The sequence below is a fragment of the Streptomyces phaeoluteigriseus genome, assembly GCF_001896135.2.
Lineage (GTDB): Bacteria > Actinomycetota > Actinomycetes > Streptomycetales > Streptomycetaceae > Streptomyces > Streptomyces phaeoluteigriseus.
In genome coordinates this window covers 130,355-148,071 of sequence record NZ_MPOH02000016.1, presented here as the reverse complement: position 1 = coordinate 148,071, position 17,717 = coordinate 130,355, and the positions used below count along the sequence as shown (strand labels likewise).

The 17,717-nt window shown below is 72.3% G+C and carries 11 protein-coding genes and 3 pseudogenes; 10 read left to right on the top strand and 4 right to left on the bottom strand.

From position 1 onward, the window contains the following. The first annotated feature begins 604 nt into the window (after window positions 1-604). The 8 genes and pseudogenes from BM536_RS25385 to BM536_RS25350 all read left to right on the top strand — a co-directional run bounded on the left by BM536_RS25385 (window position 605) and on the right by BM536_RS25350 (window position 11,632). Window positions 605-2,262: pseudogene (locus BM536_RS25385) on the top strand (hypothetical protein). Between the two features lie 183 nt (window positions 2,263-2,445). After that, on the top strand, window positions 2,446-3,288 hold the full coding sequence (locus BM536_RS25380; RefSeq protein WP_073497978.1) for a nitrilase-related carbon-nitrogen hydrolase: 843 nt from the start codon (window positions 2,446-2,448) through the stop codon (window positions 3,286-3,288). Continuing rightward, window positions 3,285-4,568 carry an aspartate aminotransferase family protein gene (locus BM536_RS25375; RefSeq protein ID WP_073497980.1) on the top strand — a complete coding sequence of 428 codons (1,284 nt, stop codon included), beginning with the start codon at window positions 3,285-3,287 and terminating at the stop codon, window positions 4,566-4,568. The genes BM536_RS25380 and BM536_RS25375 overlap by 4 nt, the downstream gene beginning before the upstream one ends. A gap of 58 nt (window positions 4,569-4,626) precedes the next feature. After that, the gene (locus BM536_RS25370; protein WP_094103551.1) at window positions 4,627-6,213 is read left to right on the top strand and encodes a PucR family transcriptional regulator; all 1,587 of its coding nucleotides are present in this window, start codon (window positions 4,627-4,629) and stop codon (window positions 6,211-6,213) included. 268 nt (window positions 6,214-6,481) lie between these two features. Then, window positions 6,482-7,324, top strand: coding sequence for a nitrilase-related carbon-nitrogen hydrolase (locus BM536_RS25365; RefSeq protein WP_073497984.1), 843 nt, complete (start codon window positions 6,482-6,484; stop codon window positions 7,322-7,324). A gap of 154 nt (window positions 7,325-7,478) precedes the next feature. Next, window positions 7,479-8,918: a dihydropyrimidinase gene (gene hydA, locus BM536_RS25360; protein ID WP_073497986.1), complete on the top strand. Its 1,440-nt coding sequence runs from the start codon at window positions 7,479-7,481 to the stop codon at window positions 8,916-8,918. Window positions 8,919-8,928: 10 nt separating this feature from the next. Further along, window positions 8,929-9,948: a TIGR03842 family LLM class F420-dependent oxidoreductase gene (locus BM536_RS25355; RefSeq protein ID WP_073497988.1), complete on the top strand. Its 1,020-nt coding sequence runs from the start codon at window positions 8,929-8,931 to the stop codon at window positions 9,946-9,948. 157 nt (window positions 9,949-10,105) lie between these two features. Beyond that, window positions 10,106-11,632 (top strand): NCS1 family nucleobase:cation symporter-1, encoded by a 1,527-nt coding sequence (locus tag BM536_RS25350; RefSeq protein WP_073497990.1) that lies wholly within the window; start codon window positions 10,106-10,108, stop codon window positions 11,630-11,632. Between the two features lie 78 nt (window positions 11,633-11,710). Here BM536_RS25350 and BM536_RS25345 read toward each other — a convergent pair whose 3' ends face one another. The 3 genes from BM536_RS25345 to BM536_RS25335 form a co-directional block, all read right to left on the bottom strand. Continuing rightward, window positions 11,711-12,376 (bottom strand): hypothetical protein, encoded by a 666-nt coding sequence (locus BM536_RS25345; protein ID WP_073497992.1) that lies wholly within the window; start codon window positions 12,374-12,376, stop codon window positions 11,711-11,713. Between the two features lie 197 nt (window positions 12,377-12,573). Beyond that, window positions 12,574-12,987, bottom strand: coding sequence for an SRPBCC family protein (locus tag BM536_RS25340; RefSeq protein WP_073497994.1), 414 nt, complete (start codon window positions 12,985-12,987; stop codon window positions 12,574-12,576). Between the two features lie 151 nt (window positions 12,988-13,138). After that, a complete protein-coding gene (locus BM536_RS25335; RefSeq protein ID WP_073497998.1) occupies window positions 13,139-13,333 on the bottom strand; it encodes a DUF2795 domain-containing protein in 195 nt (64 codons plus the stop codon). A 233-nt stretch (window positions 13,334-13,566) separates the two neighbouring features. Here BM536_RS25335 and BM536_RS25330 point away from each other — a divergent pair. Further along, a pseudogene (locus BM536_RS25330) lies at window positions 13,567-15,353 on the top strand (gamma-glutamyltransferase family protein). A 126-nt stretch (window positions 15,354-15,479) separates the two neighbouring features. Then, a pseudogene (locus tag BM536_RS25325) lies at window positions 15,480-16,322 on the top strand (inositol monophosphatase family protein); the annotation flags it as partial. A 115-nt stretch (window positions 16,323-16,437) separates the two neighbouring features. Here the strand turns inward: BM536_RS25325 and BM536_RS25320 are convergent. Then, window positions 16,438-17,514 carry an ADP-ribosylglycohydrolase family protein gene (locus tag BM536_RS25320; RefSeq protein WP_073500222.1) on the bottom strand — a complete coding sequence of 359 codons (1,077 nt, stop codon included), beginning with the start codon at window positions 17,512-17,514 and terminating at the stop codon, window positions 16,438-16,440. Between the last annotated feature and the right edge of the window lie 203 nt (window positions 17,515-17,717).

Sequence of the window (17,717 nt, the reverse complement as noted above, 5' to 3'; positions counted from 1 at the left end):
GTCCGGAGAGGGCTGACCGGAGGGGGCCGCCGGTGTCCTGATGGGGTCCGAGGGTTTCGGGGACTTTGGTGATCGTTTCCTGCGCGGGCGGGTTTCCGCGCGGGCGGGTTTCCGTGCAGGTGGGTCGCGAACGCGGCGAGCGGCTCGCCGGACCGCTCCGCGGGGCACTCGGCGGTCATGGCCCGGCCGGGGTCGCCGCGAGCACCGGGATCTCCGCCGACACGCTCGGCGGGATCGGGTCGGTGGAGCCGATCCGGGCGGTCGGGTCGATCCGGCGGTCGGGTCGACCGGGGTGGTCGGGTTGATCCGGGAGATCCGGGCGATCCGGGCGATCCGGGTGGTCGGGGCGATCCGGGTGGTCCGGGTGGTCCGGGTGGTCGGGGTGGTCGGAGCGGTCGGGGTAGTCGGGGCGTCGGGCCGATCGGATCGGTCGGGCCGACCGTGTCGTCCGAGTGGTGGCGGTGGTCCGGAAACCCGTTCCGCTCATCCGTAGGGACCGCGTCGGGAGACCGTCGCGTCCCCAATGAAAACTCCCCGTATCCGCGCTGTAACACGAATGGTGTTTTCTACGGACCGGAGTGTTCCGGTCGGCGGGAGTTGGGCGATGGCTTTGGATCAACTCCCAGGGCACCTGCGGGAGTTTGCGACCTACCTGGACGGACTGCTGGCGCGCCTCGATCAGGGCGTCGGCTGGTGCGCGGTCTTCTGGCAGCGCGACCCCGACGGTATGCGGGCCTGCCTCGACGGCCGTGAGGTGCCGCCCTGGGACGTGGTGGAGGCCCTGCTCCAGGACCTCGCCGCGAACCACGGCACCCCCGTCGCCGCCCAGGAGGCGGAGCGGGCCCGGCCCCTGCACATCGCCGCCCTCACCGCCTACGACGCCGGGCCCGGTGCCCGCGACGCCCTGGGGGACCGGCTCGACGTCATGCTCCGCGAGCAGCGCTACGCCCTCGACCGGCAGGCCGAACTGGGTCGTCTCCTCGCCGCCGCGACCACCCGCGAGGAGGTCGAGACCCTCCGCCTCGACCTCGCCTGGGCCCAAGACGACCACGAACGGGCCACCGCCCGCTGCGCCGAACTCCGTTACCGCATCTCGGAACTGGACCGGCGCGGGGGTGGTCGCGCTACCGGCGGTGCCGGTTTCGGTTCTGGTGGAGGTGGAGGTGGCGGTGGCGGCGGCCGGATCGACGGGGCCGCGCCGGTGCGGCAGGGAGAAACCGACGTGCACGGTGACACCCGCCCGGCCCCGGCGCCCGCCCCCGGCGGGCCCCGTGCCTCTTCGGCAGCCCCGTACGCCCCGTACGCCCCGTACGACGACTCCCGTGCGCCCGCGGCGTCCCCGCACTCCCGGGCGGCCCCCTCCGCTCCCGCCGCCCGGCACCCGGGGTCCGCGGGCGGGCACTCCCACGAGGAACCGCACTCCCACGAGGAACCGCACCTCCGCCAGGGACCACACGCCGATCCGGCCGCACGCGGACCCGCCCCGGCCGACACCGCCCCCGCCGCCGTCCCCAAGCAGCGCAAACGCCGCCGGGGCGGTGCGCGGTTCGCCGGGATGGCCGAGGAGGAGGCCGCCCCGTCGCCGTACCGCCCGTCGCCGAACCGCCCGTCGGCGGGACCGCGCAGCCGACGCCCGCGCCGGGCACGCGCCGTAGCCCGCGCGGCGCCCGGTTCGCCGGAGCCGCGGAGGAGGCGCAGCGACGGCCGGAGCCGTCGTCCCGGCCGGTGGACGCGGCGGCCCGGCACGAGACCGCCGAGGCGGTGGAGCGGCTGGTCCGGCTCCGCTCCGAGGGCCGCAGCGGCGAGGCGCACGCGCTGCTCGTCGAGTTCGCGTACTGGCCCGCCGCCCGCATCCCGCTGGTCGCCGCCGGCCTCCAGCGCTCCGGGCTCACCGCCGACTGGACGACCCTGCTGTGGGAGGCCGCCTCGCTGCCCGCCGACCGGCTCGTCGCCGCGGCGGACGCACTGGTCGAGGCGGGCCGCACGGCCGATGCGGAGCAGATCCTGCGCCAGGGCGTCGCCCGTCCGGCCGAGGAGATCGGGGAGGCCGTCGGTGCCCTGGTGGCCGAGGGGCGCCACCGCGAGGTGCGCGCGCTGCTCGACGCCTACGTCCGCGTCCGCACCCCCGAGGAGGCGGCCCGCAGCGCCGCCCCCGACCCGCAGCTTCTGATCCCGCTGCTGCTGGCGGCGGCCCGTGGCGTCTCGGACGAGTGCCACTGGGATCTGGTCCACGCGCTGCGCGTCGCCGGCTTCGCCACCTGACCCGGACCCCGCCCGTACGCCGTACGCCCGTGACTCACCCACCGGAGTGTGAAACGAGATCGACTCCGCGGGTTAACGACGATGGTCTTGGCAAGCCTGTCCCGGAGGCTTACGTTCGTCCCTCTACGGCCCGTTTCTACGGGCGTAGAGGGGCTCTGACGTTTCCCGTCGAAGGAGCAGCTCATGGCCAACGTCGTACGTGCCGCCCTGGTCCAGGCCACCTGGACCGGCGACACCGAGTCCATGGTGGCGAAACACGAGGAGCACGCCCGCGAGGCGGCCAGGCAGGGCGCGAAGATCATCGGTTTCCAGGAGGTCTTCAACGCGCCCTACTTCTGTCAGGTCCAGGAGCCGGAGCACTATCGCTGGGCCGAGCCGGTCCCCGACGGACCGACCGTACGTCGTATGCAGGAGCTGGCCCGCGAGACGGGCATGGTGATCGTCGTGCCGGTCTTCGAGATCGAGCAGTCCGGTTTCTACTACAACACCGCGGCCGTGATCGACGCGGACGGCACCTACCTCGGCAAGTACCGCAAACACCACATCCCGCAGGTGAAGGGTTTCTGGGAGAAGTACTACTTCAAGCCCGGCAACCTCGGCTGGCCGGTCTTCGACACGGCCGTCGGCAAGGTCGGCGTCTACATCTGCTACGACCGTCACTTCCCGGAGGGCTGGCGCCAACTGGGCCTCAACGGCGCCCAGCTGGTCTTCAACCCGTCGGCCACCCACCGAGGGCTCTCGTCCCATCTCTGGCAGCTCGAACAACCCGCGGCCGCCGTCGCCAACGAGTACTTCGTCGCCGCCATCAACCGGGTCGGCGTCGAGGAATACGGCGACAACGACTTCTACGGCACGTCCTACTTCGTGGACCCGCGCGGACAGTTCGTCGGCGGGACCGCAGGCGACAAGGACGAGGAACTCCTCGTCCGGGACCTCGACTTCGACCTGGTCGAGGAGGTGCGGCAGACGTGGGCCTTCTACCGCGACCGCCGCCCCGACGCCTACGAGGGGCTGGTCCAGCCGTGAACGACCTCCACGACCGCCACCGCCGGGTCCTGCCGGACTGGCTCGCCCTCTACTACGACCGGCCGCTGGAGATCACCCACGGCGAGGGCCGCCACGTATGGGACGCCCAGGGCAACAAGTACCTCGACTTCTTCGGCGGCATCCTCACGACCATGACCGCGCACGCGTTGCCCGAGGTCACCAAGGCGGTGAGCGAGCAGGCCGGACGGATCGTCCACTCCTCCACGCTCTACCTCAACCGCCCGATGGTCGAACTCGCCGAGCGCATCGCCCGACTCAGCGCCGTCCCGGACGCCCGCGTCTTCTTCACCACCTCCGGCACCGAGGCCAACGACACCGCCCTGCTGCTCGCCACCGCGTACCGGCGCAGCAACACGATCCTGGCGATGCGCAACAGCTACCACGGCCGTTCCTTCAGCGCCGTCGGTATCACCGGCAACCGCGGCTGGTCGCCCACCTCGCTGTCCCCGCTCCAGACGCTGTACGTCCACGGAGGCGTGCGCACCCGCGGCCCCTACGCGTCGCTCGACGACACCGCGTTCATCGCCGCGTGCGTCGAGGATCTGAAGGATCTGCTCGGTCACACCCGGCCGCCCGCGGCCCTGATCGCCGAGCCGGTCCAGGGCGTCGGCGGCTTCACGTCCCCACCGGACGGACTGTATGCGGCATTCCGCGAAGTGCTGAACGCATACGGGATCCTGTGGATCGCCGACGAGGTGCAGACCGGCTGGGGCCGCACCGGCGACCACTTCTGGGGTTGGCAGGCACACGACCGCAACGGTCCGCCCGACATCGTCACCTTCGCCAAGGGCATCGGCAACGGCATGTCCGTCGGCGGGGTCGTCGCCCGCTCCGAGATCATGAACTGCCTCGACGCCAACAGCATCTCCACCTTCGGCGGCACCCAGGTCACCATGGCCGCCGGCCTCGCCAACCTCACCCATCTGCTGGAGCACGACCTCCAGGGCAACGCCCGGCGGGTAGGCGGACTGCTCATCGAACGGCTGCGGGCCGCCGCCGCCCAGGACCCGGGCGTACGGGAGGTACGCGGACGCGGGCTGATGATCGGTGTCGAGCTGACCAGGCCCGGCACCGACGAGGCCGACCCCGACCGGGCCGCCGCCGTCCTGGAGGCCGCCCGCGCCGAGGGCCTGCTGATCGGCAAGGGCGGCGGCCACAGCACCAGCGCCCTGCGCGTCGCCCCGCCCCTGTCCCTGACCGTCGCGGAGGCCGAGGAGGGCGCCGCGATCCTCGAACGCGCGCTGAGAGGCACGCGGTAGCGCCTGAGCGCACCGCGGTGCCCGAGCGCACGCAGCGCCTGAGTAAGGGAACCACGCCATGACCACCACCACCCGGGAGTACTGGGGGCCCGTCGAGCCCCTGGAGCCCGCCCTGTCGGTCCGTCAGGTCCTCGCGCTGGAGCGCGTGCTGGCCGGGGAGCCCGAGGTGGTGGCCGGCGCGGCCCAGCTCGACCGGCCGGTGCGCTGGGTGCACGTCGCCGAGGCCGCCGACGTCGGCGTGATGCTCAGCGGCGGCGAGATGGTCCTCACCACCGGAGTCCTGCTCGCCGGCGACGAGAACGCGCAGGCCGAGTACATCCGCTCGCTGCACCGCGCCGAGGCCGCCGCCGTCGTCCTGGGTCTCGGCCGGGCGTTCCCCGCCCCGCCGGACATGATGCGGCGCGCCGCCGAACGGTGCGGGCTGCCCCTGGTCGTCCTGCACCGGCCCTCCCCCTTCGCGGAACTGACCGAGGAGGTCCAGTCCCGGCTCGTGCGGCGCAAGTTCGCCGCCGTCAGCCTGTCCGAGGCCGTACGCACCGCGCTCACCGGGCTCATCACCGCCGGTGCCCCGTTGCAGCACCTGCTCGACGAGATCGCCCACCACACCGGCTGTCCCGTCGTCGTCACCAATCTCGCCCACCGGGTCCTGGCCACCGCCGGGGAGCGGTCCGCGGTCGACGACGTGCTGCGCGACTGGGAACGCATCGCCCGCCAGGCCGGCGGCAGCGAGGGTGACGGCTGGATCCGCGCCGAACTGGGCGGACGCGGTGAACGCTGGGGCCAGATCATGCTCTGCGGCTACCGGGGCGACACCGCGGGCGGGCGGCTGCTCGCCGACCGGGCCGCCGAGGCCCTCGTCCTGCACCGCATGCTCGGCGGCGCAACCGCCCACTCCTGGGAGGAGCAGTCCGCGCAGGGCCTGCTCACCGACCTGGTGTCCGGCGTCGTGGCGGCCCGTCAGCTGCTGCCGCGCGCGCGGGCCGCCGGACTGCCGGTGAACCGGCGCACCTTCGTCCCGCTGGTCGTCCGCGCCGGCGACTGCGCCCAACTGGAGCGCATGCTGCGCCTCTTGGGCATGGCCGGTCTGGTCGCCGAACTCGCCGACGGGGCCACCGCGGTACTGCTCAGCCTCGCCCGGGACCAGGACGCCGAGGCGCTCGCCGCCCACTTCGCGGCCCGGCTGCGCACCGAGTCCGGGGAGAGCGGCACCGTCGTGGCCGCCGCCGCGCCCCGCATCGCCTGGGACGACGTGCCCGCCGGGCTGCGCGAGGCCCAGCACGTCGCCGACGCCGTCGCCGACTCCTCGGCCGTCCTGGACCTGCCGGCCGTCGTCCGCCTCAAGGACGTCCACCTGCGCGGCCTGATACGGCTGTTGCGGGACGACCCGCACGTGCAGGCCTTCGCCGAACGGGAACTGGACGGGCTGTTGTGCGCGGCCGGGGAGGATCTGCTGGCCGTCCTGCGCACCTACCTCGCCACCGGCCGCAACAAGTCCCGCACCGCCCAGCTCCACCACGTCTCACGGCCCGCGCTGTACCGGCGGCTGGAGGCGATCCAGGGGCGGCTCGGTGTGGACCTCGACGACTTCGAACAGGCCGCGTCGGTGCACATCGCCCTCCTCGCGCACGACGCGCAACAGGCATGAGCCGCTTCGGTGCGGCCGGCGCCGCCGACGTGGGGCCGGCCGGCGACGGGCGGGACAGCGCGGCGCACAACCCGTGGGCAACGGCCGGCACGACCGGTGCGCAACAGGAGTGAAACATGCGACGACCTGGGAAAATGGTGGTGAAACATGCGTCGACGAAGTCGTGACACCGTGGCACGCCGGACGCCCGCGGACGTGACACGGTGCACCTCAAAGCCGGCTTTCGGACTTCCTAGGCTCCTCGCACACCGAGCGACCGGAGGTCCCGATGAGCCGAGTGATCCGAGCCGCCGTCTTCCAGACCGCGTGGACCGGCGACAAGGAGTCCATGATCCGGGTGCACGAGCAGGCGGTGCGCGACGCGGCCGCCCAGGGCGCCCAGGTCCTGTGTTTCCAGGAACTTTTCTACGGACCGTACTTCTGCCAGGTCCAGGACCCGGCCTTCTACGAGTACGCCGAGCAGGTCCCCGACGGGCCGATCGTCGAGCGTTTCCAGGCCCTCGCCAGGGAGCACGGCATCGTCCTGGTGCTGCCGATGTACGAGGAGGAGCAGCCAGGCGTCCTCTACAACACCGCCGCGGTGATCGACGCGGACGGCTCGTACCTCGGCAAGTACCGCAAGCACCACATCCCGCAGGTGAAGGGCTTCTGGGAGAAGTTCTACTTCCGTCCCGGCAACGTGGGCTGGCCCGTCTTCGACACCGCCGTGGGCAGGATCGGCGTGTACATCTGCTACGACCGCCACTTCCCCGAGGGCTGGCGAGCCCTGGGCCTGGCGGGCGCCGAGATCGTCTTCAACCCGTCGGCCACCTCGCGCGGCCTGTCCGCCTATCTGTGGCAGCTGGAGCAGCCGGCGGCGGCCGTCGCCAACGAGTACTTCGTCGGCGCGATCAACCGGGTCGGCGTCGAGGAGCTGGGCGAGAACGACTTCTACGGGACCTCGTACTTCGTGGACCCGGAGGCCCAGTTCGTCGGCGAGGTGGCGAGCGACAAGGAGAGCGAACTCGTCGTCCGCGACCTGGACATGGCCAAGCTGCGCGAGGTCCGCGACCGCTGGCAGTTCTACCGGGACCGCCGTCCCGACGCCTACCCCCCACTGACCGCTCCCTGACCGGTGCGGCCGCCCGCGTCCCGCGTGCGGGGCGCAGCCCTCGTCAGGGGGCGCGGGGCGGGGTGCCCATGAGCCCCGCGCGGCCCCGCCCCGGGACGCGACCCGCCACCCACGACCCGCATCTGCCGACCACAACCCAGCGGAGCGTCAACGCATGAGCCGAACCGTCATCCGTGGTGGCCTCGTCATCACCGCGTCCGACGAGATCCACGCCGACGTCCTGATCGAGGACGGCCGTATCGTCGCCCTCGCCGCCTCCGGTACCCCGGCCGCCGACGCCTGGACCGCCGGGCGGAGCGAGACGGGGACGCCCCCGTCCGAAGGGTGGGGGAGGGTCATCGACGCCACCGGGAAGTACGTCATCCCGGGCGGGGTCGACGCCCACACCCACATGGAACTGCCGTTCGGCGGCACCTCCGCCTCCGACACCTTCGAGACCGGCACCCGCGCGGCCGCCTGGGGCGGCACGACGACGATCGTCGACTTCGCGGTGCAGAGTGTCGGCCACACGCTGCGCGAGGGCCTGGACGCCTGGCACGCCAAGGCGGAGGGCAACTGCGCGATCGACTACGCCTTCCACATGATCGTCTCCGACGTGAACCAGGAGACGCTCAAGGAGATGGACCTGCTGGTGGAGGAGGGAGTGACCTCCTTCAAGCAGTTCATGGCCTATCCGGGCGTCTTCTACAGCGACGACGGCCAGATCCTGCGCGCCATGCAGCGCTCCGCCGAGAACGGCGGCCTGATCATGATGCACGCGGAGAACGGCATCGCCATCGATGTCCTGGTCGAGCAGGCCCTGGCGCGCGGTGAGACCGACCCCCGCTACCACGGAGAAGTACGGAAGGCGCTGCTGGAGGCCGAGGCCACCCACCGCGCGATCAAGCTCGCGCAGGTCGCCGGCGCGCCCCTCTACGTGGTGCACGTATCGGCCATGGAAGCGGTCGCGGAACTGGCCCGGGCGCGGGACGAGGGACTGAACGTCTTCGGCGAGACCTGCCCGCAGTACCTGTTCCTGTCCACCGACAACCTCGCCGAGCCCGGCTTCGAGGGCTCCAAGTACGTGTGCAGCACGCCGCTGCGCCCCAAGGAGCACCAGGCCAAGCTGTGGCAGGGCCTGCGGACCAACGACCTCCAGGTGGTGTCGACGGACCACTGCCCCTTCTGCTTCGTGGGCCAGAAGGAGCTGGGCCGGGGCGACTTCTCCAAGATCCCCAACGGTCTGCCGGGCGTCGAGAACCGGATGGACCTGCTCCACCAGGCCGTAGTCGACGGACACATCTCGCGCCGCCGCTGGATCGAGATCGCCTGCGCCACCCCGGCGCGCATGTTCGGCATGTACCCGAAGAAGGGCACCATCGCCCCGGGCGCCGACGCGGACGTCGTCATCTACGACCCGCACGCCGAGCAGACCGTCTCCGCCGCGACCCACCACATGAACGTCGACTACTCGGCGTACGAGGGCAAGCGGATCACCGGCCGTGTCGAGACGGTCCTCTCGCGGGGCGAGCCCGTCATCACCGACCGGGAGTACACCGGTCGCGCCGGTCACGGTGCCTACACCCCGCGCTCCACCTGTCAGTACCTCAACTAGGAGTGGCGCCATGGACTTCGGACTCGTCCTGCAGACCGACCCGCCGGCCTCCAAGGTCATCAGCCTGATGAAGCGGGCCGAGCGCAACGGATTCACCTACGGATGGACCTTCGACTCGGCCGTGCTCTGGCAGGAACCGTTCGTGATCTACAGTCAGATCCTTTCGAACACCAGCAGGTTGACGGTGGGCCCGATGGTCACCAACCCGGGCACCCGCACCTGGGAGGTCACCGCCTCCACCTTCGCCACCCTCAACGACATGTTCGGCAACCGCACCGTGTGCGGCATCGGCCGCGGCGACTCCGCGATGCGCGTCGCGGGCCGCAAGCCCAACACCCTGGCCCGGATCAGCGAGGCCATGAAGGTCATCCGCGCCCTCGGCCGCGGCGACGAGGCCGACCTCGGCGGCACGGTGATCAGGTTCCCGTGGATCAGGCCGGGCGCCGAACTCCCGGTCTGGATGGCCGCGTACGGCCCCAAGGCGCTGAAGATGACCGGCGAGGAGGCCGACGGGTTCATCCTCCAGCTCGCCGACCTGTACCTCACCGAGTACATGGTCAAGGCCGTGAAGGACGCCGCCGTCGCCGTCGGCCGCGACCCCGATGAGGTGAAGATCTGCGTCGCCGCCCCGGCGTACGTCACCGAGGACGACTCGCCCGAGGCGCTCGCCCACGCCCGTGACCAGTGCCGCTGGTTCGGCGGCATGGTCGGCAACCACGTGGCCGACCTGGTCTCCAAGTACGGCGAGCACTCCGCCGCCGTACCCGACGAACTCACCGACTACATCAAGGCGCGCGAGGGCTACGACTACTCGCACCACGGCCGCGCCGACAACCCGGACACCCGGTTCGTGCCCGACGAGATCGTCGACCGGTTCTGCCTCGTCGGCCCGGTCGAGAAGCACATCGAGAAGCTGAACGCGCTGCGCGCGCTGGGCGTCGACCAGTTCGCCGTCTACGACATGCACGACGCGCAGGAGGCCACCATCGACGCCTACGGCACCAGGGTCATCCCCGCCCTCAACGGCTGAACCGCCGCCGGGAGCCGATGTCCCGCCGGTCGACCGTTCCCACAGAGCTCCCCCTTCCCGCCGTTCCGGGAAGGGGGCCCAGGGCGCTCTCCCGCGCACCCCCCTCGGTACCGCCCGCACGGCCTCTCCCGTCCCACCTCGTTCGATTGGCCTGCCCATGACCGACACCGCTCCCACGGCCATACCACCGACCCCTCAAGTCACCCTCGCCGACGGCCGGGTGGAGATCGCCCCCGGTTCGCCGCCGCCCAGCGGCCCCTACGCCAACGAGGACCTGCTGCCGGTCCCCGTCGAGAGGCGCACCTGGACCACGTACAACTTCTCCGCGCTCTGGGTCGGCATGGCCCACAACACGGCCTCCTGGACCCTCGCCTCCGGTCTGATCGCCGTCGGCATGGACTGGAAGCAGGCGGTGTTCACCATCGCCCTCGCCAACCTGATCGTGCTGGTACCGATGCTGCTCACCGGGCACGCGGGACCGAAGTACGGCATCCCCTTCCCGGTCTTCGCCCGCGCCTCCTTCGGCATCCGCGGCGCCAACCTCCCCGCTGTCGTACGGGCCCTGGTGGCCTGCGGCTGGTTCGGCATCCAGACCTGGATCGGCGGCGAGGCGATCTACTTCCTCGCCGGAAAGCTCATCGGCAACGGCTGGAGCGAGGCAGGTCGGTTCGGCGGCCACCCCTGGACCATGTGGCTGTCGTTCGCGATCTTCTGGGCGATCCAGGTCGCCATCATCTACCGGGGCATGGAGACGATCCGCCGCTTCGAGAACTGGGCGGCGCCCTTCGTCCTCGTGGGCGCCTTCGTGATGCTGATCTGGATGAGCGACAAGGCGGGCGGTTTTGGCCCGCTGCTCGACCAGCCCTCCAAGCTCGGCTGGGGCGGCGACTTCTGGAAACTGTTCTGGCCGTCCCTCATGGGCATGATCGGCTTCTGGTCGACCCTGTCGCTGAACATCCCGGACTTCACCCGCTACGGCAGGAGCCAGAAGGCGCAGATGTGGGGCCAGGCCCTGGGTCTTCCCACGACCATGACCTTGTTCGCGCTGTTGTCGGTGATGGTCACCTCCGGTTCGCAGGCCGTGTACGGCGAGACCATCTGGAACCCGGTGGAGCTGGCCGCCAAGACGGACAACGTCGTGGGCCTGCTGTTCGCGCTGGTCACCGTGCTGGTGGCGACCCTGTCCGTGAACATCGCGGCCAACCTGGTCTCGCCGGCCTTCGACTTCTCCAACATCGCGCCCCGGAAGATCAGTTTCCGCACCGGTGCGCTCGTCACCTGCGTACTGGGTGTGCTCATCTTCCCGTGGAAGCTGTACTCCGACCCGGAGGGCTACATCTTCACCTGGCTCGGCCTGGTCGGCGGTCTGCTCGGCACGGTCGCCGGCATCCTCATCGCCGACTACTGGATCCTGCGCCGCGGCCAACTCGACCTGACCGACCTGTACCGGACGGGCGGCCGCTACTGGTACACCGCCGGCTGGAACTGGCGGGCCGTCGTGGCCTTCGTGGTGGGCGGCGTCCTCGCCGTCGGCGGCGCGAGCTTCGAACCGCTGATCGACGGCCGTCCCGTCGCGGCGCTGGAGCCGCTGGCCGACTACGGCTGGGCGGTGGGCCTGGGCACCTCGATGGCGCTCTACCTGGCGCTGATGCTGCTGAGAGGACGTGACAGGGCCACCGTGTGACGCGGGAGGAACCTCGGGCGGCGGCCGGCGGGTGGAAGAACCCGCCGACCGCCCCTGTCCCGGCTCCCGGGCAGCCCCTCAGTTCACCGCGGCGGCCTTCAGCGAAGCGACCGCTTCCTTCGCCGCCTTGATCGCGCCCTTGTTGATCTCCTCCGTGCCGGGGGCCTTCTTCGACTCGAAGTCGCTGCCGTTGTAGGTCACGACGACAAGGGCGTTCGCAACGCGCGCGATGACGGTGCCCTCACGGGTCTGCTGCTTGTCCTCCGTGGTCAGGTTCACCACCGAGTAGCCCTCGTCGCCGAGCCCCGGAACGGCCCCGCCGCCGCCCTTCTCCGTGGTGCGCTCCTTGTACGAGGTCGCGGCGGCCTCGTCGGACTCCGTCAGCTCGAACGAGACGTCCAGCCAGCGGTAGTCGTACCCCTTGAGGGCGTTCCAGGAGCAGGTGCGGCGCAGGGAGGTGTCCGTCGACGGGATCTCCTTGCCCGCCGTCTTCGCGGCCGGTACCAGTGAGCCCACCGTCTTCGCGGCCACACTCGTGCAGGGCGCGGGCGCGGCGACGTACGTCTTCGTCACCGCCGTCGAGGAGGGCGCGGACGATTCGGTGCGCGGCTTCTGCGTCTCCTTGGCCGCCGTGTCCTTCGCGGGGTCGGTCGGACCGGACGACATCGCCCAGCCCGCGCAGGCGAGCACGATCACCGGGGTCAGTCGCGCGGTGAGGGCGAGCGGCAGGGGGAGAGAACGCACGGCGCGCTTTCGTGGGGGACGGTGCGGACGAGGTCCACTATGCGGACGGGGACGCCAGTTTCACACGACTCCCTGTGGGGCGAAAGGCCGAACTCGCTCCGTGGTGGCACGGTGACAGCAGAGCGCGGATTTCCCGCCACGCCGGGCGGTACGCCCCGCCCCGGGGGCCCGCGGGTAGGCCTCGTCCGGTCTCCGGGTCAGCCGCCCGTGCGGTCCGCGGGCGGCCGTACCTGCTCCTCCAGCCGCCGCAGACTGGTGTCCAGGGCCTCGCTCACCGCCTTCTCGCCCGGGTCGTGCCCGGCGTCGAAGAAGGACAGATGGACCGTCACCTCGCTGGTGTCGCCACCGATGCCGGCCACCTGGAGCCAGCCCGTGTAGCCGCCCTTGTCGCGGGTGCCCCATTCCAGCCGCATCTGCTCGCGCCGCGCGCGCAACAGGGCCGAGGTGTCCTCGTCGGTACGGTCCTCGTGCACCGTGACGGCAGGCAGGTCCCCGGCGTCGACGTGCAGGGCGTCCGGCAGCCAGACGTCCATCCGGCCGATGTCGGCGGCCCGGTCGAAGACGCGCTCCGGCGGCGCGGGCATGGTGCGTGAACGCTCGTACTCGGTCATCGTCGCCACCGTCCTCGGATCGGGTACGTACAGCGGAACGCGCGTCCGGGCCGGCCCCGGACGCGAGGGCGCGGGGGCACCGCCCGCCGGGGTCGTGCGGCGAGCCACTGGGCCGGCCGTGACCTCGGCGGACGCGTCGACGCGTCCGCGCCTACGCGTTGTCGAAGAGGTCCTTCTGCAGGTCGTCGGGGCCGTCGAACCTCTCCGTCCCCGCGTGCGACGGCTTGTCGACGACCTTCTCGTCGGCACCGTCGCCACGGGCCGGCGCGACGAGGTCGTCGCGGCCGGCGGTGTGGTCGGCGCCCTTCAGGGCCTTCCGCACGTCGACCGGGCTCATGCCGGCCATGTCGGCCTCCTGACGTACGCCGGCGCGGCGGACCCGCGCGTGGACGCCCCGGGTACCCAGCGGCCGGAGCGGATATCGGCCCCGAGGGCCGACGGCCGGGCCGAGGCGTGCGGCGGTTCGCACCATGACGGCCGCGGGTACGATCCGGGGCGCTGATCCGACCGGCTGTCGCGTCGACGAAGAGGTGAGAAGTGCCGTTCACCACCCGGCCCACGCTCCAGGGCACCTTCGGCATGGTGTCCTCCACCCACTGGCTGGCCTCCCAGTCGGCGATGGCCGTTCTGGAGGACGGCGGCAACGCCTTCGACGCCGCCGTGGCCGGAGCCTTCGTGCTGCACGTCGTCGAACCCCACCTCAACGGCCCCGCCGGCGAGGTCCCCGTCCTGCTCGCCCCCGCGGGCGGTGAGGTGCGCGTGCTCTGCGGGCAGGGCGTGGCCCCGGCCGGCGCGACCGTCGCCCACTACCGGGGCCTCGGACTGGACCTCGTCCCCGGCACCGGCCCCCTCGCGGCGGCCGTCCCCGGAGCCTTCGACGCCTGGCTGCTCCTGCTGCGCGACCACGGCACCAGATCCCTCGACGACGTCCTGAAGTACGCCATCGGATACGCCGAGCACGGCCACGCGCCCGTGGAGAACATCGGCGCGACCGTCGAGACGGTACGCGAGCTGTTCGAGACCGAGTGGACCTCCTCGGCCGACGTCTACCTGCCCGGCGGCGAGGCGCCCCGCCCCGGCCGTCTGCTGCGCAACCCCGCTCTCGCCGCACCTGGAAGCGGCTCCTCGCCGAGACCGCCGGCGCGGGGGGACGGGAGGCCCGCATCGAGGCCGCGCGGGAGGTCTGGCGGACCGGCTTCATCGCCGAGGCCCTCGTCCGCCAGGCACAGCGCCCCACCCTGGACACCAGCGGCGCGCACCACACCGGCACGCTCACCGCCGCCGACCTCGCCGGCTGGTCCGCGACCTACGAGGCGCCGGCGACGTACGACTGGAACGGCTGGACCGTCTGCAAAGCCGGCCCCTGGAGCCAGGGCCCGGCCCTCCTCCAGCAGCTCGCCCTCCTTCCGCCCGAGCTGCCCGCCCACGGCTCCGCCGACTACGTCCACCTCCTCGTCGAGGGATGCAAGCTCGCCATGGCCGACCGGGAGGCCTGGTACGGCGACGCGGCCGAGGTCCCGCTCGGCGAGCTGCTCTCGGCGCCCTACAACACCGGCCGACGCGCCCTGATCGGCGACAAGGCGTCGCACGAACTGCGGCCGGGCAGCCCCGGCGGACGCGAGCCACGGCTGAGCGCCCACGCGCGCGTGGTGGCCACGGACGAGCCCGGCTTCAGCCCTATGGGGGCCGGTGAGCCGACCGTCGCCAAGCGTCCGACGTCGCCGGTGCCGGGCGAGCCCGAGACCGCCCCGGACGGGGCCACCCGCGGCGACACCTGCCACCTCGACGTCGTCGACCGCTGGGGCAACATGGTCGCGGCCACGCCCAGCGGCGGCTGGCTCCAGTCCAACCCGGTCGTGCCCGAGCTGGGCTTCCCGCTCGGCACGCGGCTGCAGATGACCTGGCTGGAGGAGGGCCTGCCGAACTCCCTCACCCCCGGCCGCCGCCCCCGCACCACCCTCACGCCGTCGCTCGCCCTGCGTGACGGCGTCCCGGTCCTCGCCTTCGGCACCCCCGGCGGCGACCAGCAGGACCAGTGGCAGCTGCACTTCTTCCTCGCCGTCGCCCTACGCGCGCGCGTGCGCGGCGGCCTCGACCTCCAAGGCGCCATCGACGCCCCGAACTGGCACAACGACGCCTTCCCCGGCTCCTTCTACCCGCGCGGCATGCGGCCGGGCAGCGTGACCGTGGAGTCCCGCATGCCCCACCCCGTCATCGAGGGCCTGCGCGGGCGCGGCCACGACGTGACCGTCGCCGACGCGTGGTCCGAGGGCCGCCTGTGCGCGGTCGCCCGCGACCCCGAGACGGGAATCCTGTCGGCGGCGGCGAATCCACGGGGGATGCAGGGATACGCGGTGGGGCGTTGAGGAAGGGGGTGCGGAGCGCCGAGGGAGGCGATGAATCAGAGGGCTCGGCCCTCGTCTTCATCCCGATTCCACCCGGTGTGCACCGGCGGGGCGGGGATTGTCAGTGGGGCGTGTTCTCATGGAGACATGATCGGAGACACGGAAACCATCGACGAGTTTCTCGCCCGCCACGCCGGTGATGTGGAGGAAGCGGTCCGCAAGGCCGCCGCCGCGGAGATCATGCCGCGCTTCCGGCAGCTCGCCGCGCACGAGGTGGACCAGAAGGCCGGGCCGCACGACCTGGTCACGGACGCCGACCGCAACGCGGAGCTGTATCTCACCGAGGCCCTCGCCGCCCTGCTGCCCGGCTCGGTCGTCGTCGGCGAGGAGGCGGTGCACGCCAACCCGGCCAGCTACGAGGCGATACAGAGCGACGTCCCGGTGTGGATCGTCGATCCGGTCGACGGCACACGGCAGTTCGTGCACGGCGACGACGGCTTCTGCACCCTGGTCGCGCTCGCCCGGCACGGTGTCGTGCACGCCTCCTGGACGTACGCACCCGCCCGCGACCAACTGGCCACCGCCGTGCGCGGCGGCGGCGCCTTCCTCGGCGGTGAGCGCCTGTTCGCCGGCCCGCCCGCTCCCGGCCGCGACCTCACCGTGGCGACCTCCCACCCCTACTACACCACCGACGACCAGAAGCACGCCCTGCTCGGCCTGCGGACGGACGGCATCGCCCCGCGCGCGTGCGGCTCGGCCGGCCTGGAGTACCTCGCCATAGCCCGAGGCGAGTTGGATGCCACGGCGTTCTCCTGGGAGGCGGCCTGGGACCACGCGGCGGGCCTGCTGCTGGTCGAGGAGGCGGGCGGTGCCCATCTCACCGTCAGCGGCGAGCCGTTCAGGATCACGGGCGGCAACACCCTGCCGTTCACGGCCGCCCGGGACGCGGCGACGGCACGGCGCGTGACAGGCCTGCTGTCCGGCACCGCCTGCATCGGCGGGGGGAGCGGCGGCCAGGGGGCCGACAGCGGCCGCAGGGGCCGACAAGAGCGGGCGGGACCGGGCAGGGCGGGCAACGGCGGGCGGAGGCGGGTGACCGGCGTGGTCACGCAACGTCCGCCCCCACCAGCCGCAGGGTGCGCTCCGCCAGCTCGCTGATCCGCACTCCGTCGAAGCCGAAGACGGCAGTGCGCACGGTGTCCTCCAGGGGCGCCGTCCACTGCGTGGGGATCGCCGCCGCCCCGTTCAGCACCCCGGCCACGGAACCGGCCGTCGCCCCGTTGGAGTCGGTGTCCAGGCCACCGCGCACGGTGAGGGCGATGGTGCGGGTGAAGTCCCCGTCGCCGTACAGCAGCCCGGCGGTGAGGACGGCGGCGTTCGGGACCGTGTGGATCCAGCCCAGGCCCGCCGTCTCCGCCGCCACCGTGCTGAGGGTGTCCTCCCAGCTCAGGCGGGTGCTGTGGAGGGAGGTGACCCGGCGTACGGTCCGGGCCAGGCGGCTGCTCGCCGGGATCACCGCCAGCGCCTCGTCCACCGCGTGCCGCACCGTCGGCGCGGTGAACGCGGCCGCCACCATCGCCGCCGCCCACATGGCGCCGTACACCCCGTTGCCGGTGTGCGACAGCACCGCGTCCCGGCGGGCCAGGGCGGCGGCGCGGCGGGGGAGACCGGGACTGGTCCAGCCGTGGACGTCGGCGCGGATCAGGGCGCCGATCCACTCCTGGTAGGGGTTGTCGTACGTCGCCGTCAGCGGAGGCTTCAGCCCGTTCGCGAGATTGCGGTACGCCGCGCGCTCCGCGGTGAACGTCTGGAGGTACGGCAGCCGCAGCAGCCACAGGTCGCCGACCTGCTCGGTGCTGAAGCCGAAGCCGTGGGTCTCCAGCAGGTCCAGGCCGAGGATGGCGTAGTCGATGTCGTCGTCGCGGCAGCTGCCGTGGATGCGGCCGCGTACGCACTGACGCCATTCGGGGCGCAGCGGCGGGCCGTCGTCGTCGGCGGCCGGTTCGGGAAGGTAGTCGGTGAGCGGCAGGGCGCCGGCCCGCCGCAGGTAGCGGTCGATGCGGTCATGCGTCCACTGGTCGCCCTGCTCGACCGGCTTGCCCAGCATGTTGCCGGCGATCCGGCCCAGCCAGCCACCGAGGACGCGGTCGGCGAGTCCGGGCTCGTTGCCCACAGGGGTCATGCTTCCGGTCTACCCGATTCCGACACGTCCCGCGCCGCGCGGAGCCGCCCGTGTCGCTCCGCGCCGCCCGTGCCAGCGTGGAGTCGCCTGTGTCGGGCGGAGTCGCCCGTGCCAGCACCCTGCTGCCCGTGGCCGCGCGGAGCCACCTGTGCCGCGCGGAGCCACCTGTGCCGCGCGGAGCCACCTGTGCTGCGCGGAGCCAC